The sequence below is a fragment of the Aliivibrio sp. SR45-2 genome, assembly GCF_963890165.1.
Lineage (GTDB): Bacteria > Pseudomonadota > Gammaproteobacteria > Enterobacterales > Vibrionaceae > Aliivibrio > Aliivibrio salmonicida.
The window spans coordinates 18,749-42,830 of the sequence record NZ_CAWPRC010000183.1; the positions used below are offsets into that span (position 1 = coordinate 18,749).

A 24,082-nucleotide genomic window follows, 5' to 3' on the forward strand; every position below is an offset into this window, starting at 1 on the left:
CATAGGCATTATAAGTGCACCTATTTACATAATAATAACTTCAATTTAATGAACCGTCATGAGAAAGTCAGATGGACGTGATTTATTGACGAGAATAGAAGGTGCACAAGGTGTAAACTTCTCTGCCAGTTATTTTGCAACACCACTGATAATGCCTTTCTTACGAGGTGGTATATCTGAAGGTGATGTCGCCTTATATGATAAATCACTTACCGCAGGGGTTGGTTATTTTGGTTTACTGAATGACAAGAATACACTCGGTTTTGCGTTAAATTGGAGTGAGGTAAGCGAAGATTTGTTAGGTGAGTTTGGCGTTAAACAAACAGACCAAATTACATCAGAAATTTATTACAATATCGCGGTAAATGAATTTATTCAGATAACCCCTGATCTTCAATATATTAAAGATCCGGCATTTTCAAATGAAAGCAGTACATGGGTCATCGGCTTAAGAGCCAGAGTTATTATTTAATTTAGACGTATAAAAAAGACAAAAAAATAGCCATCACGCGTGATGGCTATTTTTATTTAACGATTCACTTATTTAGTTAAATCATCAAAGAAGTTCTTAACACCAGATAAGAAACCTTCTGATTTAGGATTGTGCTTCTTCGCATCTTTCCCATCAAATGATTCTTGGAACTCTTTAAGCAGCTCTCTTTGGCGTTTCGTTAATTTAACTGGAGTTTCAACAATTAATTTAACGATTAAATCACCCGCACTATGAGTACGAACACCTTTAACGCCTTTACCACGCATACGGAACATACGGCCCGTTTGTGTTTCTAGTGGTACTTTTAGGCTTACACGCCCATCAAGTGTAGGGACTTCAACTTCACCACCCAGTGCCGCCATTGTAAAGCTTACTGGCACCTCACAGTATAAGTTGTTACCATCACGATCAAAGATATTGTGCTCTTTTACATGAACTTGTACGTATAGATCGCCAGCTGGAGCGCCGTGCTCTCCGGCTTCGCCTTCACCAGATAAACGAATGCGATCGCCCGTATCTACACCAGAAGGAATCTTAACGTTAAGTGTTTTTGTCTTTTGTACTCGACCATCGCCATGACAAGAATTACATGGGTCTTTAATGATCTTACCTTTACCATGACAAGTAGGACATGCCTGCTGCACAGCAAAGAAGCCTTGACGCATTTGAACTTGGCCTTGACCATGACACGTGCTACAAGTTGTTGAAGAAGTCCCTTTTTTAGCGCCCGTTCCATCACATGGTTCACAGGCCGCTAACGTTGGAATTTCAATGTCTTTCTCACAACCACGAACCGCTTCTTCTAGCGTAAGTTCCATGTTGTAACGTAAATCTGAACCACGTTGTGCACGTTGCTGACCGCCACGACGGCCACCACCAAAAATATCACCAAACACATCGCCAAAAATATCGCCAAAGTCACCTTGACCGCCGCCAAAGCCGCCGCCACCCATACCACCTTGTTCAAAAGCCGCATGACCGTATTGATCATATGCCGCACGCTTTTGAGCATCAGTTAGGATTTCATACGCAACTTTTACTTCTTTAAACTTTTCTGGCGCAGTTTCATCACCCTGATTACGGTCTGGATGGAATTTCATTGCTAGACGTTTATAGGCTTTCTTTATATCACGCTCAGAAGCATCACGGCTCACACCTAATACTTCATAAAAATCACGTTTAGACATGCTTTGGTCACCAATTCTTTTGATACTGCCGGCAGTGACACCGTCAGTATGAGTTCAATCTAGATAATCAGGTTCAACGTTCGAGAATGATTATCTAGATTGACCTATTAATTACGAATTTGCGGGCGGTAGAGAAAACTCCAACGCCCGCAATATATTTTCTATCGAGAAACCGATAATTAATTCATTAAGTTATAAGTCGCTAGTTCAAGGAAAAAGCACGGAGTTTACGTTAGTAAATGAGTACTTTTAACGCCGAAATAGCGGCTTAAAACGACAGGAATTATTTATCCTTAACTTCTTCGAACTCAGCGTCTACTACATCATCTTCTTGCTTAGGTTGCTCACCTGCGTCAGCACCTTGTGCTTGCGCTTTCTGTTGAGCGATTTCCATTAGCTTTTGTGCTGCTTGCATTAGCTCTTGAGTTTTCGCATCGATTACTTCTTTATCATCGCCTGACTTAACGTCTTCTAGAGCTTTGATTGCTGCTTCGATTTTTTCTTTCTCGTCAGCTGGAAGTGCATCGCCTGCTTCTTCAATTTGTTTCTTAGTACCGTGAATCATTTGGTCAGCTTGGTTACGAGCAACAACTAATTCTTCGAACTTTTTGTCCGCGTCTTTATTCGCTTCTGCTTCTTGTACCATTGCTTCGATTTCTTCAGGAGTTAAACCACCTGATGCTTGGATAGTGATCTTCTGCTCTTTACCAGTAGATTTATCTTTCGCAGATACGTTTAGGATACCATCAGCATCTAGATCGAAAGTTACTTCGATTTGTGGCATGCCACGTGGTGCTGCTTGAATACCTTCTAGGTTAAATTGACCTAGAGATTTGTTGTATGTCGCTTGCTTACGCTCACCTTGAAGTACGTGGATAGTTACCGCACTTTGGTTATCTTCAGCTGTAGAGAACGTTTGATCCGCTTTTGTTGGGATCGTTGTATTCTTCTCGATTAGTTTAGTCATAACACCACCCATCGTTTCGATACCGAAAGACAGAGGAGTTACATCTAGAAGAAGTACATCTTTAACATCACCAGACAATACGCCACCTTGAACTGCAGCACCCATTGCTACTGCTTCATCAGGGTTAACGTCACGGCGAGCTTCTTTACCGAAGAACTCAGCAACTTTAGCTTGAACCATAGGCATACGCGTTTGGCCACCAACTAGGATAACGTCAGTGATTTCGTTTACAGATAAATCTGCATCCGCTAGAGCAACTTTAAGAGGCTCAAGAGTACGAACAACTAAGTCTTCAACTAAAGATTCTAGTTTTGCACGTGTTACTTTAACGTTCATGTGCTTAGGACCAGTTGCATCAGCAGTAACGTAAGGAAGGTTTACGTCAGTTTGTTGAGCTGAAGATAATTCAATCTTCGCTTTTTCTGCTGCTTCTTTAACACGTTGCATAGCAAGTGGATCAGTTTTAAGGTTAATACCTTGTTCTTTTTTGAACTCGTCAACTAAGAAATTGATCATACGGTTATCGAAATCTTCACCACCTAGGTGAGTATCGCCGTTTGTAGCAAGAACTTCGAAAGTTTGCTCGCCATCAACGTTGTCGATTTCAATAATTGAAATATCGAATGTACCACCACCAAGGTCGTATACTGCGATAGTGCGATCGCCGCCTTTCTTATCAAGACCGTAAGCTAGCGCTGCTGCTGTTGGTTCATTGATGATACGTTTAACATCAAGACCCGCAATACGACCCGCATCTTTCGTTGCTTGACGTTGAGCATCGTTAAAGTAAGCAGGTACAGTTACTACTGCGCCAGTCACTTCTTCGCCTAGGAAATCTTCAGCTGTTTTCTTCATTTTCTTAAGAATTTCAGCAGACACTTGAGGAGCAGCCATTTTTTGGCCTCGTGCTTCAACCCATGCATCGCCATTATCAGCTTTGATAATTTTGTATGGCATAATTTCGATATCACGTTGAACTTCTTCGTCTTCAAAACGACGACCGATCAGACGCTTAATCGCAAATAATGTATTTTGTGGGTTAGTAATTGCTTGACGCTTAGCTGGCTGACCTACAAGAGTTTCGCCATCAGTGTATGCAACTACCGATGCAGTTGTGCGTTCGCCTTCTGCATTCTCTAAAATACGTGGCGTATCGCCATCTAGAACAGCAACACAAGAGTTAGTAGTACCTAAGTCAATACCAATGATCTTACCCATCAGGTTATCTCCAATTTATCTATTTAAACTTACTCAAAACAACTTGAGTAAAGGTTGGGACTGAATCCCATAATTCATTCTATGACTAATAAATAAGGGCGTGAAATCACAATTCAAGGGAAAAAATAAAAAAAGTGTCATTTATTTTAAAAATAAACAAAAAAGCCTAGCAATTAGGCTAGGCTCTTATTCGAAATCAATATTCTTATTAGCTCTTCTTTAAAAAGAACGCTCTCTTACAAAAGAATCAAGACTCATTTTATTTTAATGATCATAAAAACTCACAGGAGGCGGATTCTCATACCATTCATCTTTTGTTAAATAGGTTTTCCCTCCGGCTTTCACATAAGGGCTATTCTTATCAACAATTGACAAATTTTCTGGAGCCACGGTCCCCATATAATACCAAGTCGGCGTCGTTGTTAAATACTGAAAACGACTTCCTCCTGCACCTGGTAGATAATTAGCGTTTGATAAATCACCATGTGATACTGACGTATTTACCGTTGGATAATAATCAGCACCCGTGCTTATTAATATTTTTGCCTCTTCACTGTCTTTTTTGTTGTTTTCATTATCTGTAACCAACCAAGCTTGGATTCGAACAAAAGCAGCAACAACATTTTCACCATCGATAGATACTTTACTTGTTCCCCCATGAAGTGGGTAATGCTTACGATGAATCTTGTATTCTTTGATACCAGAATCAGAACGACGATACGGAACATCTTCTATGTATTTAATTATATTATGAGAATAATAAGCCGCCCAAGAAATAGGCTGTTTATCCTCAGTGGCATTTACCCATTCCGCAGTAGATGGATTCATACTTCCATCAACCGAACGTAATAACCAAATGTCAGTATCACCGATCGCGATACGAACATTTGTCGCCTTATTCTCTTGCGCTTCAAATACCGTAAACCATTGAGTCATCCCACTCCAATAATCAGACGTCGTGATACTTTTATCTACGATTTCATTAGCCCAATAAGATGGCGCCGCATTCCCTCTAGGAACCCCTTGTACAATCGTAGCTCCATGAGCCCAAGCAGACGTTAAAGGAGCATCATATAACAACGCATCATTAGGCAGTGCCATTGAAGCGTACGTTTCAGAAGCGACAACATGTGCAGCCAGACTAAAAGGGGCATACAAGCATAAGGCGCTACAAAATAGCGACAGTGATTTTAATTTCATATTTACTTCCATTAACGAAACTCATTACATCCATGATGATTAAAATGTAGTAAAAAACAAAATAAATAACGACTCTCCATAAGGGCTACATCTCAAGTTTTGACGTTCGTTCCTTATTTATAAGACCCATTCCCAAAACAAAGACTTCACATCTTAAACCAGAGACAAAAAAAAGCGGTACCATCGCTGATACCGCTTAATTTAAATTAACTTAATAAATCAAAAAAAATTGATTATTGAGCAACCATAACCATTGCAGGACGAATAACTTGCTCATTTAATGAGTAGCCTTTTTGCATTACAACCATTACGGTGTTTGATTCATGATCTGGACTTGCTTGCATACCAATGGCTTGGTGGTGCTCAGGATTAAAGGTTTCACCCACTGGGTTAATCACTGTTAGACCAAACTTTTCGATTGTTGAAATAAACGTTTGTAATGTAAGTTCAACACCTTCAAGCAACACTTTTGCCGCTTCGTTTTCTTTATCTCCGCTTTCTAGAGCACGCTCTAGATTGTCGATAACAGGCAATAGTTCACCAGCAAATTTCTTCAGTGCGTATTTACGCGCTTTATCAATATCACCTTCAGCACGACGACGAACATTTTGCTCTTCAGCTTTCGCTCGTAAAACCGCATCTTGTTGCTCTTTAAGTTGCGCTTGGCTTACAAGTAATGCCGCTTCTAATTCTGCAATTTTAGCGTCTTGGCTTTCTTCCATAGATTCGTTCCACTCAACATCGGCTTCAGTACCAATAGCTTCGATTTGATCTTCAACTACGATTTCTTCGTTTACTTTTTTTTCTTCGTTATTCATTTCTGCTTCTCCAGAAGACTGCTGATTAGCCATAAAGCGATCTTAATACAAACCAAGGCGACGCTCTACAAGCAAATTAAAACTTTGTCATTATTATGGGGACTAAATAAAGCGATTCAAGCATAATAGTATTAATTGTAACATTTGTTCCCCATTTAATGATGGATGATGGATATGAAAACAGCTTTTAACGTTATAGCAATCATTGGTAAACCTAGAGATCCTAATGCCATAAAAACGCATTTAGCCTTATACGATTGGCTTACTGAGCTAAATTATACGGTTTTATTGGATGAGCGTTTACGTGAAGCTCTCCCTACTATACCTGATGAATGCTTTAATCATCTTCCTAAACTTGGTGAGTTAGCCGATCTTGCAATTGTTGTTGGTGGTGATGGGAACATGCTCGGCGCGGCACGTGTATTATCACGCTTTGATATTTCCGTTATTGGCGTAAATAGAGGGAATCTTGGGTTCTTAACTGATCTTGACCCTGATAATTTTAAAGAGCCATTAACTGAAGTATTAAATGGAGAATTCATAAAAGAAGAACGTTTCTTACTTGAATCTGAAGTTCACCGTCATGGACAATTAAAAAGTCACAATTCAGCGTTTAATGAAGTTGTCCTTCACCCTGGACAAGTGGCACATATGATTGAATTTGAAGTCTATATTGATGATAGCTTTGCGTTCTCTCAACGCTCTGATGGCTTGATTATTTCAACCCCAACAGGATCAACCGCTTATTCTTTGTCTGGTGGTGGTCCGATCCTTTCTCCTAATTTAAATGCCATTTCAATTGTTCCTATGTTTCCACATACGCTTTCAAGTCGACCTTTAGTCGTTGAGGGAGGCCGCCATATTAAATTATTAGTTTCCCCAGATAATCGCAGTTCACTTGAAGTCAGTTGTGATGGACAAGTCTCTTTACCAGTTAGCCCAGGTGACGAAGTTCATATTTTCCAAAGCCCAGGCAAGTTGCAACTTATCCACCCCAAAGATTATAGCTACTATCATGTACTTAGAAATAAGTTAGGCTGGTCTAGTAAGCTTTTCTAAAAACCATAATCTTAAATCATAAGCGATTCACAAAAAATTCAAATAAACTTTACTGTATAAAGAAACAGTATATACTGTTTCTTTATACAGTATTTTAGTGTTATTTAAATTTCGTAGAGAATGGCTTATGTTGGCACATATTAAAATTACTCATTTCGCAATCGTGAAATCGCTAGAATTAGATCTTACCAAAGGCATGACCACCATTACTGGTGAAACTGGTGCCGGTAAATCTATCGCGATTGATGCTCTTGGTTTATGTCTAGGTGATCGAGCTGAAGCGTCAATGGTTCGCCAAGGCGAAGAAAAAGCAGAGATCACAGTTCTCTTTACTTTAGAGAACAATATTAATGCTAAGCGATGGTTAGAAGATAACGAATTATACGATGGCAATGATTGTATTCTACGCCGTGTAATCACTAAAGAAGGGCGCTCTCGTGGCTTTATTAATGGCAGCCCTGTACCTGCAACACAGCTAAAAACACTAGGTCACTTATTAATTAATATTCATGGTCAACATGCTCATCATGAATTAATGAAACCTGAATATCAGCTCAATATGTTAGACCAATACGCTGGACATCTTTCTCTATTAAATAAAACACGCAGTCGTTATCAAGCATGGCGCCAATGTGATAATTCATTGAAACAATTAATCAAAAACAGTCTACAAAACGAAGCGCAAAAACAACTGATTGAATACCAAATAAAAGAATTGAATGAATTAGCATTAGGTGAAGAAGAATTCGCAACCCTTGAGGAAGATCATAAACGTCTTTCAAATTCGAGTGAATTAGTTGATTACTGCCAACAAGCCGTCTCTCTGTTGTATGAAAACGATGATGTGAATGCACTTCAACTTCTTCAACATGCAAATAATCATATTCAACAATTAAGTCAGCTTGACCCGCAATTGGCCCCATTAACTGAAATGTTAAATGACGCGATGATTCAAGTAGAAGAAGCAAACCATGAGCTTAAGCATTATTTAGATACTATCGATGTTGACCCTTCTCAAATCGCTTATGTCGAAGAGCGCTTCAGTAAAGTCATGTCAATGGCTAAAAAGCACCATGTCATCGCTGATGAATTATATGAACATCATCAACAACTCTTAGCTGAATATGAACGTTTAGATTGCTCCGATGAAAAACGAGAACTACGCGAACAAGAAGTAGAAGAATTAAAACAACACTTCTTAGAGTCTGCACATAAGCTCACTAAAAGTCGTCAACGTTACGCAAAAGAGCTAAACAATAAAATCACGGAAAGCATGCAGACATTAAGCATGGAAAAAGCCGTTTTTGATATTCAAATAGAAAGTGATGCCGCCACTAAAATTTCACCACTAGGCATTGATACTTTATGTTTCAAAGTATCAACCAACCCGGGGCAGCCTTTACACCCTATCGCTAAAGTTGCTTCTGGTGGTGAGCTATCTCGAATTTCTCTGGCTATACAAGTTATTACGGCGCAAAAAATAGAAACACCAAGTTTGATTTTTGATGAAGTTGACGTCGGTATCAGTGGACCAACTGCAGCCGTTGTAGGAAAAATGCTTCGCACTTTAGGTGAATCAACCCAAGTACTGTGTGTTACCCACCTGCCTCAAGTTGCAGGCTGTGGGCATAACCAATTATTTGTTGAAAAACAAACAACGTCAGGAAAAACAGAAACACAAATGCGCCCACTTAACACACAAGAACGCGTAGAAGAATTAGCTCGTTTACTTGGCGGAACTAAAATTACAGCACATACCTTAGCTAATGCCAAAGAATTGTTAGACGCAGCTTAAATAGCCTTATCTACTTACATCGATGTAAGCAGATAAATACATAAGACTAAGATAAACGAAGCCAGTACAACCATTGTATTGGCTTTTTTATTTCACTTTATCGGCAATTTACGACGAAAAAAACACAATAGATGCAACTAGATTCAAAATTTAGGGTCAAAATACACCAGAACAGGCTTAACCTTTTTACTTATCAAGTCAGCTTGTTTATCATCTATTTAATTATTTAAAAGGCTAAAGCTGTACGAACTATGCAATTCAAAAAATGGATCATTGCTCTACCCCTTGCTGCTGGACTATTGGGTGGTTGCTCGCTAGTAGAACCATTGGTATATCGAATCGATATTAGCCAAGGTAACTACGTCGAACAGGAAGCCGTCGATAAACTGCGATTTGGCATGACAAAACAACAAGTACAGTTTGTTATGGGTTCTCCAATGCTTGTTGAATCAGGCTACCCAAATACTTGGTATTACATTTATCTATTTACTCATGGACACGAGAAATCAGTTCAAAAGGACATGATTGCTCAGTTTGATGATAATGGTAATCTAACCAGTATTGAGGGATATTTCCCTATGAGCGATAGCTTCTTCGAAAAAATGTAATTTTCCTTACAAAAGAAAAACTACGTTCAAACACAAAAAACCGGAAATCGTTAAACGACTTCCGGTTTTTTATTTTCCGATACTGCTCTATTTTTTAGCGGCTTCTTTTTTTGCTTGTGCCGCTCTTTTTCGTCGAATCTCTTTTGGATCAGCAAGTAATGGTCGATAAATTTCTATACGATCTTTATCTCTGATTGTCGCATCTAACTTTACGTTACGGCTAAATACACCGACTTTATTTACCACTAAATCAATATCAGGATAACGTTCTAATACACCAGATTGCTCAATGATCTCTTGAACGGTTTGATCTGCTTTTACGGCAAGTTTAAAAACCACTTGCTCTGTTGGCAAGGCATACACCACTTCAACATGTATCATCTCGTTAATTATTGACATAAATCTGCTTCGCTCGCTGGGTAAATGAATTCACCATATTATTAGTAAGCTCTTGAAAAACCTTACCAAATGCCATTGCAACTAACGCGTTGGTAAATTCAAAATCTAATTTTAGTTCTACTTTACACGCCGTTTCATCTAATTCAGTAAAATGCCATCCACCCGTTAATGATTTAAAAGGCCCATCAACCAAGTTCATTCCTATGATTTGAGCATCAACTAACGTATTTTCGGTAATAAACGTCTTCTTTATGCCTGCTTTTGCTACATCGACCGACGCTATCATAGAACATTCTGTTTGTTCTATGATCTTAGAACCAGAGCACCCGGGTAAGAACTGAGGATAAGACGCAACATCATTGACTAAATCATACATCTGCTTTGCACTGAAAGGTACTAATGCAGAACGGCTAACCTGAGGCATAAATTCTCCTTTACATAATAGAGGGTTGCATCATACCATCTTGATGTTAAGAGCCAAACTACTTCCCCTATTCTCAACTAATAACGTATAATGTGGGCATTATGGCAAAGAAGAAATCAAAAGATAAAGCGGGCAGTAATACCATTGCTATGAACAAGCAAGCTCGCCACGAATATTTCATTGAAGATGAAATCGAAGCTGGGGTCGAACTCCAAGGCTGGGAAGTTAAATCTCTTCGTTCTGGTAAAGTAAATATCGCGGAAAGCTACGTATATGTTCGCGATGGCGAAATTTTCATTAGTGGTATGAACATAACACCACTGCAAGCAGCATCGACTCATGTTGTTGCGAACCCTACTCGTGTTCGTAAACTTTTAATGAGCCGTAAAGAAATTGATAATCTAATCGGTCGTGTTAACCGTGAAGGTATGACACTTGTTGCTACTACCATGTACTGGGTTCGCTCTTGGGCGAAAATAAAAGTTGGTGTAGCAAAAGGTAAGAAACTGCACGATAAACGTACAGATTCAAAAGAAAAAGACTGGAACAGAGATAAAGCTCGAATTATGAAGAGTAGTTTGCGTTAATTTCAACCAGTTAGACTGATACTAACTAGACAGACGCTGTTTTTCTGTTAGTATCATCAAGTACCAAATCTTTGGGGCTGATTCAGGATTCGACGGGAATTTTGAAACCCTAGGAGCATGTCGTGGGGCGGTTGGCCACGTAAAAAGCCGCAAAAAAATAGTCGCAAACGACGAAAACTACGCACTAGCAGCTTAATAACCTACTCGGTGCTCTCCTGCCCTAGCTTCCGTTTGTAAGACGGGGAATAACAGGGGATCAAACCCAAACGAACTAGAATGGATTCTCCCACCTGAGAGATGAAGTTTGAATTATAATTCAGGTTAGCCATAAGATAGCGTGTCGGTTCGCAGTTTTACGGTGAAATTAAAGATCGACTAAACATGTAGCGCCAACGGTGAACGGTTCTCGGACGGGGGTTCAAATCCCCCCAGCTCCACCAAACGTTTGGAAAAGCCCAACTTCGAAAGAGGTTGGGCTTTTTTGTATTTGTAAGTTATGTATCTATGCCTAACCACATAGAAAAACCATAATTATCAATATAAAACAATAAATTACAAAAACTCAAAAATAAGCTAAAGATTCAGCTAATCATAATATCATGCTATAAAAAAATCCCAATATCTTTGGATACTAGGATTCTTCGTGTATAGATTGTCATTTTATAAGGTAAATGGGAATAAATCAGAAAATCATCACTCCCTCTGATTAGTACTCTATTTTATGTCTTAGCTATCGTTGCAACCTCAACAGGACACCCTGCTTTTCTGCATACCCCTTCATCACAAAAACGGCAAATACGTCTTGCTTCAACAACATTACCAGTCATCGCAGAAAGAATCGTTTCTAATATAGGAACAATCGTTTCTTTCTCTCGCTCACCAAGGAAATCAAGAACACCACTTGTTATTTTTTCACGAGCTAAAAGTATTTTATTTGCACGCTCTCGTCCTGCATCAGTAACGCATAAAACAACGGCTCTAGCGTCTATTTTACTGCGATGTCGATCAACAAGCCCATCATGTACAAGATTATTCACAAGCCGAACAGATCCTGAATGAGTCAACCCAAGCACTTTACTTAGCATCTCAATACCATCATTTGGATGGTTATTAATGGCAACTAAAGCCGTTTCGTGACTAAGGCTACGCCCATCAAGTTCTGCGACTTCCATTTCTATGTTAGAAGCTATCGTTGTGGCGAATGCACCAAGTAGATTCTTTAAATAATTATCATCAGTCATATCTGCATTATATGTGAGTCAGTCATAAAAAACTATAGACAAAAAATAAATACCCTGCAATACTCTCGAAATATACATGAGCCGCGCATACAAATGCATAAATTAATGTTTGTACGTTAATGACACTCCAAGCGTCATCAACACTATTTTTTATTGATATAACGAGCTAATAATGAAAATTGATACTGAAGTCCTATATTATGAAAAAAAATTTAAAACAGTTTTAGGCAAAAAAATGGCCTATATAGAACACGGTGCTGGCGATCCAATCGTATTTTTACATGGTAATCCGACCTCTATATTTTTATGGCGAAATATTATTCCACACCTTGAAGGTCAAGGACGTTTAATTGCCATTGATATGATTGGTATGGGAGATTCAGACAAACTTGATAACACCAAAGATGGCAGTTATTCATTAAAAGAAAATACGCGATACACTTCAGCGTTATTGGAAGAATTGGGGGTTGATAAGAATGTCACATTGGTCTTACATGATTGGGGATCGGGTGTAGGTTTTAATTGGGCTAATCATAACCAAGAAAAAATAAAAGCAATTGCTTTTATGGAGGCCATTGTTACCACCTTTCCAACTTGGGAAGAGTTTAACCATGAGCTGCATGAACCAATCGGTATGCTACGATCTCCTGAAGGCGATAAAATGGTTCTTGAAGACAATTTTTTTATTGAAACATTACTTCAAAATGCCATTTTAAGAGAATTGACAAAAAAAGAGCATGCAGAATATCGTCGTCCATTTATAAATTCAGGCGAAGATCGCCGAGCAACGTTAGCTGGGCCTCGTCAACTTCCAATTGCTGAAACTCCAGCAGAAACAGTGACTTTAATTAACTCTTATGCCGAGTATTTAGCTCACTCGAATAATGTACCTAAACTATTTATTAATGCCGAACCGGGGGCATTTTTAGTTGGCTATGCTCGTGATTTTGTTCGTACCTGGCCTAATCTTGAAGAAATTACCGTTAAAGGGTCTCATTTTATTCAAGAAGATTCCCCACATGAAATTGGAGAAGCGTTATCTTCATGGGTAACAAAAAGGAATGTAAAATGAAAAAAATAATTTCCCTCGCTATATTGCTAACATTAAGCGGCACTGTTTATTCTCAAGATAATATCGTGTCAGAGACTCTTATAAATAAAGATAAAGAATTTACAACCGTGATGGATCCGATCCAATTTGCAAATGCTTATGGTGATGCGAATTCAGGGGATTATGGACGATTTGGTTTATTTCCTGCCAACTTTGAAACGCCTAGTCATGTTCATTCTCATGGGTATAATGCGATCGTCATTAAAGGAACAATGACAAATCCTTTTAACCATGATCAAAACCCGCCAATTTTATCTCCGGGATCGTTTTGGTCAGTAAAAGCGGGAGATATTCATACAACAGCGTGTATCTCAGATATCCCTTGTGAATTTTTTGTTTATTCAAATCAATCATTTGATTTTGATGTGAAAAAATAAAGTAACACTAATAAATGGATAGAGGCATTTACCTATCCATTTATTATTAACTATTTACGCAATTCAATGTGATTAGTTTGAGACCACACGCGTAGATCATCTAATATTTTTAATGCGGTTCGACCAAAATCAGTTAACTCATAACTGACCGCAATAGGGCGATCGCTGATCACTTTTCGAATAACCATCCCTTCTGTTTCTAGTTCTTTTAGTCGTTGATCAATCATCTTTTTACTTGCACCACCAAGCCTACGGGCTAAATCATTAAAACGTACTGGTTCATCTTTCAAATGATAAATGATGGATCCCTTCCATTTACCACCAATCAAACGCATGCCTTTTTCTATCGCGCATGGCTCATGTGACGGGTTTATCATTAGTTTGCCTTCTTTATCGTTCACTTTACTCTCATTTCCCACAATTAATCCGCCTACGTCATAACGAAAAATACACAAGTCATCCTCATCTAGTGGTTACTATTGTAAACCACTAAAATAAAAAAGCCCAACGTCAAAATGAAGTTGGGCTTTGTGTCCATCAATTGTCTTTAGGTTATTAACCGATATCTAATAATGCAGATGCGATAGCAAAATAAATGAGTACCCCTGAAATATCAGCGATAGAGGTGATCAATGGGGCACTGGCTGATGCAGGGTCTAATTTGAGCTTATGTAAACCAAAAGGCAAAACGGTTCCGATTAAGCTACCAATGAGAACAATGGCTATCATGCTTAAACCAACAACCATCGCAATATCATAACCACCACGATATAGCCCTAGCAGGTATACCGCCGCTGCCATACTTAAACCGAGACCTAACGCGACAAAAACTTCTCTTCCTAGCATTTTCGCCCAATCGTTCGGTTTTACATCACCGGTTGCTAACGCTCTGACCATTAACGTCGCAGATTGAGAACCTGCGTTTCCGCCGCTATCAATTAATAAAGGTAAGAAGAAAACAAGTGCTACATACGAGGTAATAATTTCTTCAAAATAAGCAATACCAGCCCCTGAGAATACGTTCCCAAATACGAGTAACACTAACCAAAATACGCGCTTTTTATAGAGCAAACCAATAGAAGCATTTTTGATGCTAATACCAGTGCTCTCAATATGAACGCCTTTATGTGCCGACTCTATTGTATCAATATGTTCGGTGTGATTTTTTTGTTGTACGAGTTCCATAATACGTCTCCAGATCTGAAAACGTACCCGCCTTCAGATCATCATGTACGAAAAGAGTTAAACCTCCAACTTGGGGGTTCCTGTTTATTTGATTTCATGATTTTTATCCTTGTATGAACAAGAGTGATCTGATGGACAGCAACGTAGCTGCATTTGAAAGACGGGCGGACTTTACCCAATAAGCCTAAGATATGCCATTACTGTGTGTAAGGATCTATTGCAAACAATGTCTTTATTAATATAACCCTCAATTAAAAAATCATTTATTAAATAAAAAATCGATGAAATAACAAACAAATGATACCTGTTGGCTCATAAATGAGAACGCAATCGATATCCCTATTTGCTAAAAAAAGACAGTGCTTTACTCTATAAAGATAATTATTAAAAAAGAATGAGAACTCATGAAATTACTTTCACGTTTATTGTTGCTCGCCAGCATTACCACTCCAATAACCAGCATTGCCGCACTTGGTGAGCATCCCATCATTCTTATTCATGGTTTTCAAGCGGGCCAACTGCAAACAAAACCTCAGTACGATGCCGTCGTGACTGATGGTAAAAACTATTGGCAAAGTTATTGGTTAGATAAAGCGGACGAACGTATTGATTGGCCATCACAAGAACGCATTGTCGGTAAGATTTCAAGTGATTATATATGGCCAAAACTTAAAAAATTATCTGAAAATAATACCTGTGCAAATGGCTGTATTTTAGTGACCCACTCTACTGGTGACTTAGTTGCACGATACTTATTGGATAATCAAGAAAACTGGCTAACCAATGCAGGTTTAACGCCTTTGAATATCATTGCTACGTTTGATTTTGCAGGCGCCGGCGGAGGATCAGAGCTTGGCGATCTAGCGATTAACATTTCAGAAGGCAGTGGTGTATTAAATGCACCTTTAAAATACGCCATGTCATTATGGCTAGGTGAAACCCCAAATATAAATAATACTGGGATCCTGAATGATCTGAAGGTGGCGAATGCTCGTCAGCTCGCCCCTTTGCCTGATAACCGAATTCCACGTATTCGTTTTGTCGGTAAAGGAAGCGATTATTTTGGTTCAACCAGTCAATTTTTACCCGGTAAAGATGATGGGGTTGTTTCTAGTCATTCATCATGTGGAGCCAGTCAATCCGGCAAATTCTTCAGTTGTTCATCAAACATAGGATTTAATGGCCGAGTTACTCCTCAATCACAGGCAGTCACCCGTTTTATGCCATATCACTATCCTCTATTAATGGGAGACGATTACAGTCACAGTGATTTAATTGGCACTGAAATAGAAGGAAAAGTCGTTGCTGCTAACCAAAATAAAGAGCTGCTTGATGGCACTTTGATTGAAGTGAAAATAAAATTTGTGACCTACCCGTTAACAGGAACGACTTATCGTTATGTCGATAAATCCAACACAAAAACCATGTCAGAATTAGCCAGCGATTTACTATAATGAATAAAAACACCTTATTTATTTGCGGACTATTAATGGTTTCAGCCGTTACCTTTCATTGGATAATGCGAGACAATACCTCATCGAAGATTGTCTCCACTTTCCCCCTTAAAAAAAGTCATCCGTCGCCGAAACAAGATCCTATATCGCCACTAAAAACCGTTTTTAAGAAAAATATTGATTCACAAAAGAAACCAGAAAGTCAGCGACGACAAGATATTCCACAAGAGTTAAGTACACAATTTTCGTTATTATCTAAAGCGTATGCCAATGATATCGCCTACCCTTCTTATTCTATGCCTTTGCTTTCCGGTGATCTTAATTATCTAGAACCAAACCATTTCAGTGTCGTTAATATCCCAGTGTTGGATGGAACTCATACCGCGTCTCTTTCTCTAAAAAAATATCGTTTTGATTACCCTGAACCTATCGTTGTCACTCTTAATTCAGATCTTGCTGTTGACCACATTGAATATGAGCTATTAAATCCAGAAACACGAAAGTCATTAACGACTCAATACACTCAAGAATTAACCACCCGTTTTACAGCCAAAAAAGAGTGGCCTCAAGAGATCAGAATAAAAGCCACGATCACATTTTTAAATGGGAAAGACATCATTACTACTGATATTCAATTTTCAAATCCGGTGGCTTATGTCGAATCAATAAATGCACCTTATTCCGCTGGCAGTAACATGATTCTCCCATTAAATGTGAACACAAAACAGCCGGGTAACTACCGTATTCGAGCCAATTTGTACCTCGTAAATGGCAAACCCATTGCATCACTAACGCATAAAACAAAGCTCTCAACAGGTAACTCTATATTTGAATTAAAGGCTCATCACTCCGTATTAAAAGGGATACAAGGAGAGTTGGAGTTACGCAATATTACAGTAGAAAAAATGTCAGATTTCCCCGGAGAGAAGACACGGTATGGAGCAAGTAAAGAAGCGGTATTTCCAATTCCCTCTTTTGATCTATCCGGGTTAAGTGATGAACCTTACGAAATACCGGAGCAAGACAAAGAACGTCTTCAGTTTTTAAACGATATAGCTCAACAAAACGAATAAAAAGGAGACAGGGTGATCTCCTTTTATTTTCATATGAATAATTAATTCAACGTTTTACCATTGTAGTCGCCGGTTAGAGTTCTCAAGTACGCGCTAATATCCGCAATTTCATTTTTTGTTAGCGTTACTCCAACTTGATATACTGCCATCGTGGCGACCGCATCATCCAACGTCTCTACACTGCCATCATGAAAGTAAGGGGCCGTTAACGCAATATTTCGCAAGGTTGGTACTTTAAAGCGATTCATGTCATCCGGTTTATTCGTCACATTAAAACGACCATTATCAACCTCTGATACATTACCTCGATGAGAAAAATAATCGGCTTTTAATCCCATGACTTCAAAGGTTTGCCCTCCCATCGCTTGACCTGCATGACAGGTTGAACATTTGTTATCTTTAAATAATTCATACCCTTTTTTCTCTTGCTCATTCAACGCAAGCGTATTTCCTTTTAAAAACTGGTCAAAACGACTGTTTGGCGTCACTAAGGTTTTTTCAAACTCGGCAATGGCATCTGTAATGTTATTTCCCGTAATTCCATCAGGATAGATCTTAGCAAAAGCCGTTTTCATTCCTTCATCCAAATCTAGCTTTTGGGTAATTTGCTCCCAAGACGATGAGCCCATTTCAATAGGGTTCATCGGTGGGCCACCAGCTTGTGCTTGTAGATCACTCGCTCGACCATCCCAGAATTGATGAATGTTATAAGACGCATTAAATACCGTAGGCGCGTTTATCGGCCCTTTAGAACCATTAATCCCCGTAGAGGTCGTTAATCTATCAACGCCCCCTGTAGAAAGCGAATGACAGCTTGAACAGGCTACCGTGTTATCACCAGATAAACGCGTATCGTGATAAAGCACTTCACCTAAGGCCACTTTATTATCATCCACATTAATCGCATCATTAATGGGTTGTATCGATTCGTATTGGAATTTTTTGCTCGCTAATGATTGCTTATTATCTCGCTCTTGCTTTATCCATACTCGTAACGTTTGCTTCTCTTGAGCGGATAGATTTGAACGCCAATGCATGGACAAGTACGCTTTAGGTGGCATAGATTCATCGTCTAGCACTCCACTGATTTTGGCTAAAGCCACATCGGAGATTTCATTGTCACCTTCAAAACTGTTTAACACGTCATCAAATTGAAAATGACGTAACCCACTCTCAACGTCTTTTTGCATCAATTGTTTAGCGATAGGAAGATTGGCATAAAAAGGCATTTCGCTATTATCAGTATGGCAGTAACCACACCCATTCTCGGTGAGTACTTTAAAAGCAGCAGAAGAAACCGGATCCCGCTTGATGGTGGATTGTGTCAACTTACTTTGACTCAACACTTGATCAGATGAGTCCACTACATAAACCGTTCCTAAATAAGCAACGGCCCCTAGCCCTATAATCAATCCTAATTTTTTCATAACTCTTTCCTGCGACATGAATGTTCGCACACGATAGAGAGAAAAAATGACGCTTTCCAAGGAAGAAATATCATGATAATCATCGTTTTAATCGATAACTGAACATGAAAAAATCAAATAACCTTACTTTTCATAATGATAAATAACACTCGGCATCAGTATGATAATAAAGTGTTAAAATAATAACGAACAATTTATTATCCAAGATCAATTTTATAAATCAGACTGATACCAATAACATCTATTCGGTGAGCGACTAATTACGCATAAAAATTACAGAATGGGTATGACTTTCTCTGACATACAAAAAAGCCCAACATCACAATAATATTGGGCTTTGTATTACGGCACTGTCTTATTAATTAATCAATTAACACCAGAGAATCAAGAATCCCTTTTCCACTGTGGATCCCACCTTCATTTTCACTTGCTGGCTTACTGCGAATTAAATACCCAGCATACCCTTCAAATTCTGTTACGGGATTTCCATTGTAATAGGCCGTAAATAATCCAATTTCACTGACTAAATCATTCACGATTGTCTGTTCTCCATCACGAACCGCAATGGTTGGCGTTTCACGTTCGTGTGGATACAAACGTTGCATCAACGCCCATGCATCATGTTCCTCTGGCTCTAATTGGCTTAATTTCTCACTGATGTCCAGCCCAAAGACACAATGACCACCACCTTCACCTTGGTTTTTTAATACCCACTCTTCTTGTTTTGCTTCTGTGTTAAACCATGTGATGGTTTCGTTATTAACAGGCTTCATATCAGCTAAGACACTTTTTACCAATGTCGCCTCTTCGAGGGTTAATCCCCAACGCGCATATTCAGCTTCTGGCATCATAGTTAACAGCATTTGCATTGTTTTACTGGTCGCTAATTGTTGACTAATGGTTGCGTTAACGGCGACGTAATGCTGCTCAATAAGCAACCGAGTTTGGCTTAACGTATGGCAACATTCTGGCTCATTCAGTTCTGGTGAGAAATAGTCCTCATATTGATAACCCGCACGCAGATACACCACATCAATAGCCCCTACATTATCCAATAGCAGACGTTTATTTTCGCCACTAGACAGCTGGGTGCTGAGTTGTTCAAATGTACGTCTTACCGTCCGTATACCTTGTTTTTGCAACTCAACTTCAAGCAAATGTTGGTCGTATACGTTATCTTCGTTCTTTTGAACGACCATCAAAAACGTGGGTTTACTTTGATCATTAAAATCCGAACTCACCGATCTTGCAGCAATAGCAATACCGTAGGCCAATTGCTCTAAACCATGATTCTCAGCAGGCGTGGCTGATGGGTCTTCAATCCATTGGTTATAGGTATCCGGCCATTGATTTTTCATAAACGAATGAAACTCAGTGGCACGTTGACCAAAAGGCCCCATGCCTGCTGCAATCCCATTAAATTCAATCACTTTTGCACCATGATTGCGATCATCCATGAAATCTGTACGCATTAATAACAAAGGCTGGCGGGCGGCGGTGTAGTTATTCACATCATTGTGTAGCGTACTGTGTAATGACATTAAGCGACCGAAAAAAGGATCCGCTTTGGCCATGTGACCCAATGACGCTTGCAGAAAACCATGATCTTCAGACACATTATTAATAAGCTTCGTGATTAATGGTGTCACGGTTAATAAGTGCTGATAAACCTCACGCTCAATGGTCATTGGTGCAATGCTAAATGGACAGTGTCGTGCCGTATTATCTGCTTGTCGAAATGCCACACCGTGCATAATTGCCCATTCACAGGCATCTTCAATGACTTGCTGAGAAACAAACGATTTTTTTTCTGTATTCATTTTAATTACTCTTAAATTCAATAACTCAAGCAACGTTAGTGTTAGCTAAACCAAGCGTGCTGTTCTGATGTTCATTTTCTTCTTGTGCTTTTTGTGCCAGATACAAATCTCGATAATCCCCGGCTTGAACAATAAGCTCATCGTGCGTACCACTTTGAACCATTTTACCTTTATTCATCACTAATATTTTATCGGCATTTTTTATGGTTGATAATCGGTGAGCAACCATAATTACGGTTCTGCCATCTTGAATTTTTTCTAATGCTTCTTTTACTGCTTCTTCGGTTTCACTATCAATATTTGCCGTTGCTTCATCTAATAGAAAAACATTAGGTTGGTGTGAAATCGCTCGAGCTAATGCTAAAAGCTGTCTTTCACCAACAGAAAGAGATGACCCACCATGACCCGGTTGATGATCATAGCCATTAGTTAATCGATTAATAAATCGGTGGGCTTTTACCTGCTGCGCCGCTGAAATGACTTTTTCTTTATTTGGTGTCGAGTGTGATAAATCAATATTCTCAACGATAGAACCACTAAAGATAGTTGGGTCTTGAGAGACCAAGCCAAACATTTTTCGTAATTGCACTTCGGGTAATGATTCAATCGGCTGGCCTCCTATTAAAATAGAGCCTTGTTGGTGTTGATAGAATCGCATAAGCAAATTAATGACCGAGCTCTTACCGCTGCCGGTATGACCCACAATCGCAGTAAACTGTCCGCCTTTAGCGACAAAATTCACATCAGATAACACTACATTCCCTTCGTCATAGCTTAGGTCAACATGACGAAATTCAATATCATGCGGCGTAGACAACTCAACACATTCTGTCGGATATCGGTTCTGCTCTGATTGCTCATCCAATAACTCAAATACACGTTTTGATGCAACTGTTGCCACCTGCAATTTACGTAGCTCCATTGAAAGTTGACGGAACGGGTCAAAGAAACGTTCGATGTAGTTCAAAAATGCGTATAACGTACCCACTTCAACTGCGGAACTTAATGATCCATAAGCAAACCACGCCACAATTCCTGCCGCCGTTAAATTGGAAACTAAACGCGTTAACGGAATAAGCATGAAACTATCAATCGCTATTGATTTCGTTCTAAACTCAAACCAACGTTGGTTTTCTTGTTCAAACTTTTCTTTAAATGCTTTTTCTTGATTGAATGCTTGAATCAGCGCCATTCCTTGTAGCGATTCATTAATGCGTCCATTGATATTACTAATTTGCTCTCGAATACCATTAAATACAGGCATAGAGATCTTTCGATACAAATGCATTGTCGTCAGCAGCACAGGGATCAATATCAGACTCAATAGCATCAAACGCCAATCCAATATTGCTATCGCTATAAATATCGCAATGATACGTAAGCTGCCTTGAATGATTGTTGGAATGGTCGACACAAACATATCACGCATCGATTCAGTATCATTCGTAATATAAGAAACCAACTTACCCGCAGACAATTTATCAAAGGTACTGATCGAGAAATTCAACACATGATTAAATAATTGCTTTCTCACATCATTAATCACCAATAAGGCACTATGACGAAATGACACCGCTTGCAAGTAAGTAAATAGCGCCGATATCACATAGAACATCATCACTAAGCTAATAAGAACAATCAGATGCTGCCACTCAAATTGTTGTGGCACGATAACGTCATCAATAATGGTTTTCGCTAACCATGGGATCGCCATTTCGGCACTGATCGCAACCGTTAGCATCATAAATGCCATTAAAAATCGCGCTTTATGGGGCAGAGAATAGGAAAATAATCGTTTAAATAAGGAAGTGTCACTTGATTGCGGTGCTTTATCTTCACTCATGACTCTCTCCTGTTTGTTTCTGCTCTTTGGTGTTATCACTTGGTATGTCTTTAATAACGGTACCTAACTGACTTTGTCTTTGATAAACCATTGAGTACCACCCCTGATTCGCAAGTAATTCATGATGTGATCCTTGCTCTTCTATTTGCCCTTCATTTAACACAAAGATTCGATCCGCTTCGATTAAATTAGGTAACCGTTGCGTCACTAATATCATGGTTTTATCACCATAATTTTCCTTTAAGTTTTGGCGTACAATCACTTCGGTTTTAATGTCTAGCGCACTGAATGGATCATCTAACAATAGAATATCCGCATCAGATAGTAAGGCTCTGGCAAGCGTTAATCGTTGGCGTTGCCCACCAGAAAGATTATTTCCGCCTTCACGAAGCTGAGTATTAAACCCATCAGGCATGTCATCGATTTCATTTTTAATTCCAGCCATATTAGCAACGTGTTTAATTTGTTCGTCTGTTGCATCCGGTTTAGCCAGTGCGATATTTTCAGATATAGTGCCTGAAAATAAGAACGGTTTTTGTGGAACCCACGCCATCTTATTGCGTAATGAATGAAACGTTAATGAGTCAATCGAGTGCCCATCAATACTAATACTTGATCCATTTGATAGCTGAAACTGTCTTAATACCAATTGCAATAAAGTACTTTTACCGCTGCCTGTTGGGCCTGTTATTCCAATAAAACCACCGTCAGATACCGTCATGTTAATTTTATCAAGTGCTCGTCGATTCGAATTTTGGTAAGAGAATGAGGCGATATTAATATTCAATGCCGCTTTCGCCTCCTTAGGTAATGTCACCGTCCCCTCAACCACTTCTTCTTTTTCTGAAAAAAGCACCTCTAAACGTTGCCATGAGGTACTTCCACGCTGGAAAACATTAAACTGCCAACCAAATTGTAGAAACGGCCCTAATAGTTGCCCAAGGTACAAGGTAAACGTAGTAAATAAACCCACCGAAATCTGCCCATGGCTGATTAGCCATCCGCCATAACCTAATGAAATAACAAACGATAAGCCGTAAATAAGTTGAATGGTTGGGGCAAAAGCCGCGTCCACTTTCGCAACAGCTAAGTTCGCTTCTAACGTATCGTCCAATGTTTTACCAAAGCGTTGTTCTTGACGCTGACCAATGCCGTGAGATCGAACCGCACGAATACCCGATACGGTTTCACGCGTCTCTTCATTTAAGTTAGAAAAACTGGCTTGTGCTCGACCAAACGTTTTATGCAAGTTACTGCCGTAACGCTGAGTAATAAGCACCAATAATGGAAATGGCAACAGCGCAACCGCCGTTAATTCACCACTGACAATAAATATCATGCCGAAGATAACCGTCAGACCAGCAATGAAAGAATCAACTAACGTCATGATCCCCATACCAGTGGCTTCTTCAACCGCATTCAAATCATTGGTGGCATGCGCCATTAAGTCGCCCGTACTTCGACGAGAATAAAACGACGGTGATAACATTGAAAACTTTCGAAATAAATCTCGACGAAGTACTTTCGCAATCCCAATAGATGCACCATACAATTGGCTTTGCCATACATAGCGCAACCCATACATCGCAATGGCTGACACAATAATCCCTCCAATATGAGTCAACAAATACGTCATCGTTAATTCATTTTTACTGATGCTATCGACGATACGTCCGATTAACCAAGATGGGATTAAATTGAGTAATGCCACCACCTGTAAAGCAATGATGGCAATGATGTATTGGCGTGAAAACATCTTGATGTAACCACGCAACTTCCACAAAATATTCATTAAA

Annotated in this window: 21 protein-coding genes, 1 other RNA gene and 1 pseudogene; 10 read left to right on the forward strand and 13 right to left on the reverse strand. The window is 39.2% G+C overall.

From position 1 onward, the window contains the following. Positions 1-70 precede the first annotated feature (70 nt). Positions 71-472 (forward strand): annotated as a pseudogene (locus AACV33_RS17105) (carbohydrate porin); the annotation flags it as partial. 68 nt (positions 473-540) lie between these two features. Here the strand turns inward: AACV33_RS17105 and dnaJ are convergent. The 4 genes from dnaJ to grpE all read right to left on the reverse strand — a co-directional run bounded on the left by dnaJ (position 541) and on the right by grpE (position 5,883). Continuing rightward, positions 541-1,680, reverse strand: a complete 1,140-nt coding sequence (gene dnaJ / locus AACV33_RS17110) for a molecular chaperone DnaJ (RefSeq protein ID WP_182699443.1) — start codon at positions 1,678-1,680, stop codon at positions 541-543. Positions 1,681-1,963: 283 nt separating this feature from the next. Continuing rightward, on the reverse strand, positions 1,964-3,865 hold the full coding sequence (dnaK, locus tag AACV33_RS17115; RefSeq protein ID WP_012550950.1) for a molecular chaperone DnaK: 1,902 nt from the start codon (positions 3,863-3,865) through the stop codon (positions 1,964-1,966). Positions 3,866-4,129: 264 nt separating this feature from the next. Next, the gene (locus AACV33_RS17120) at positions 4,130-5,065 is read right to left on the reverse strand and encodes a hypothetical protein (RefSeq protein ID WP_255458478.1); all 936 of its coding nucleotides are present in this window, start codon (positions 5,063-5,065) and stop codon (positions 4,130-4,132) included. Between the two features lie 233 nt (positions 5,066-5,298). Then, the gene (gene grpE, locus AACV33_RS17125; RefSeq protein WP_026025379.1) at positions 5,299-5,883 is read right to left on the reverse strand and encodes a nucleotide exchange factor GrpE; all 585 of its coding nucleotides are present in this window, start codon (positions 5,881-5,883) and stop codon (positions 5,299-5,301) included. A 174-nt stretch (positions 5,884-6,057) separates the two neighbouring features. Between grpE and nadK the strand changes: the two genes are divergently transcribed. The 3 genes from nadK (at position 6,058) to bamE (ending at position 9,345) form a co-directional block, all read left to right on the forward strand. Next, entirely contained in the window at positions 6,058-6,942 is an 885-nt protein-coding gene (gene nadK / locus AACV33_RS17130) for an NAD(+) kinase (RefSeq protein ID WP_026025380.1), read from the forward strand. A gap of 127 nt (positions 6,943-7,069) precedes the next feature. Then, positions 7,070-8,737: a DNA repair protein RecN gene (gene recN, locus AACV33_RS17135; protein ID WP_182699445.1), complete on the forward strand. Its 1,668-nt coding sequence runs from the start codon at positions 7,070-7,072 to the stop codon at positions 8,735-8,737. Between the two features lie 251 nt (positions 8,738-8,988). Continuing rightward, positions 8,989-9,345 carry an outer membrane protein assembly factor BamE gene (gene bamE / locus AACV33_RS17140; protein ID WP_012550955.1) on the forward strand — a complete coding sequence of 119 codons (357 nt, stop codon included), beginning with the start codon at positions 8,989-8,991 and terminating at the stop codon, positions 9,343-9,345. Positions 9,346-9,432: 87 nt separating this feature from the next. On the opposite strand, the gene AACV33_RS17145 is transcribed toward bamE, so the two are convergent. Together AACV33_RS17145 and AACV33_RS17150 are read right to left on the reverse strand one after the other, a co-directional pair. Further along, on the reverse strand, positions 9,433-9,744 hold the full coding sequence (locus AACV33_RS17145) for an RnfH family protein (protein WP_017021288.1): 312 nt from the start codon (positions 9,742-9,744) through the stop codon (positions 9,433-9,435). Then, entirely contained in the window at positions 9,731-10,168 is a 438-nt protein-coding gene (locus AACV33_RS17150; protein ID WP_012550957.1) for an SRPBCC family protein, read from the reverse strand. The genes AACV33_RS17145 and AACV33_RS17150 overlap by 14 nt, the downstream gene beginning before the upstream one ends. Before the next feature lie 101 nt (positions 10,169-10,269). Between AACV33_RS17150 and smpB the strand changes: the two genes are divergently transcribed. After that, entirely contained in the window at positions 10,270-10,755 is a 486-nt protein-coding gene (gene smpB, locus AACV33_RS17155) for an SsrA-binding protein SmpB (RefSeq protein ID WP_012550958.1), read from the forward strand. 73 nt (positions 10,756-10,828) lie between these two features. After that, positions 10,829-11,195: a transfer-messenger RNA gene (gene ssrA, locus AACV33_RS17160) on the forward strand. A 279-nt stretch (positions 11,196-11,474) separates the two neighbouring features. Here the strand turns inward: ssrA and AACV33_RS17165 are convergent. Beyond that, positions 11,475-11,996: a MarR family winged helix-turn-helix transcriptional regulator gene (locus tag AACV33_RS17165; RefSeq protein ID WP_182699446.1), complete on the reverse strand. Its 522-nt coding sequence runs from the start codon at positions 11,994-11,996 to the stop codon at positions 11,475-11,477. A 172-nt stretch (positions 11,997-12,168) separates the two neighbouring features. Between AACV33_RS17165 and AACV33_RS17170 the strand changes: the two genes are divergently transcribed. Further along, positions 12,169-13,068, forward strand: coding sequence for a haloalkane dehalogenase (locus AACV33_RS17170; RefSeq protein WP_182699447.1), 900 nt, complete (start codon positions 12,169-12,171; stop codon positions 13,066-13,068). Next, positions 13,065-13,484, forward strand: coding sequence for a DUF4437 domain-containing protein (locus AACV33_RS17175; protein ID WP_017021291.1), 420 nt, complete (start codon positions 13,065-13,067; stop codon positions 13,482-13,484). The genes AACV33_RS17170 and AACV33_RS17175 overlap by 4 nt, the downstream gene beginning before the upstream one ends. A 50-nt stretch (positions 13,485-13,534) precedes the next feature. Here the strand turns inward: AACV33_RS17175 and AACV33_RS17180 are convergent, their stop codons facing one another. Further along, complete coding sequence (locus AACV33_RS17180) at positions 13,535-13,861, reverse strand: winged helix-turn-helix transcriptional regulator (protein ID WP_182699448.1); 327 nt, start codon at positions 13,859-13,861, stop codon at positions 13,535-13,537. 178 nt (positions 13,862-14,039) lie between these two features. Then, complete coding sequence (locus AACV33_RS17185; RefSeq protein WP_083199008.1) at positions 14,040-14,669, reverse strand: magnesium transporter; 630 nt, start codon at positions 14,667-14,669, stop codon at positions 14,040-14,042. Between the two features lie 404 nt (positions 14,670-15,073). Between AACV33_RS17185 and AACV33_RS17190 the strand changes: the two genes are divergently transcribed. After that, positions 15,074-16,123 (forward strand): hypothetical protein, encoded by a 1,050-nt coding sequence (locus AACV33_RS17190; protein ID WP_017021294.1) that lies wholly within the window; start codon positions 15,074-15,076, stop codon positions 16,121-16,123. Continuing rightward, entirely contained in the window at positions 16,123-17,196 is a 1,074-nt protein-coding gene (locus AACV33_RS17195; protein WP_182699449.1) for a hypothetical protein, read from the forward strand. The genes AACV33_RS17190 and AACV33_RS17195 overlap by 1 nt, the downstream gene beginning before the upstream one ends. Before the next feature lie 41 nt (positions 17,197-17,237). Here the strand turns inward: AACV33_RS17195 and AACV33_RS17200 are convergent, their stop codons facing one another. The 4 genes from AACV33_RS17200 to AACV33_RS17215 form a co-directional block, all read right to left on the reverse strand. Then, a complete protein-coding gene (locus AACV33_RS17200; protein ID WP_182699450.1) occupies positions 17,238-18,623 on the reverse strand; it encodes a cytochrome-c peroxidase in 1,386 nt (461 codons plus the stop codon). A 362-nt stretch (positions 18,624-18,985) separates the two neighbouring features. Further along, positions 18,986-20,443 carry a glutathione synthase gene (locus tag AACV33_RS17205; RefSeq protein WP_182699451.1) on the reverse strand — a complete coding sequence of 486 codons (1,458 nt, stop codon included), beginning with the start codon at positions 20,441-20,443 and terminating at the stop codon, positions 18,986-18,988. A 25-nt stretch (positions 20,444-20,468) separates the two neighbouring features. Next, positions 20,469-22,286 (reverse strand): ABC transporter ATP-binding protein, encoded by a 1,818-nt coding sequence (locus tag AACV33_RS17210; RefSeq protein ID WP_182699452.1) that lies wholly within the window; start codon positions 22,284-22,286, stop codon positions 20,469-20,471. Beyond that, positions 22,279-24,078, reverse strand: coding sequence for an ABC transporter ATP-binding protein (locus tag AACV33_RS17215; RefSeq protein ID WP_182699453.1), 1,800 nt, complete (start codon positions 24,076-24,078; stop codon positions 22,279-22,281). Before AACV33_RS17215 ends, AACV33_RS17210 begins: the two co-directional genes overlap by 8 nt. Positions 24,079-24,082: the final 4 nt, after the last annotated feature.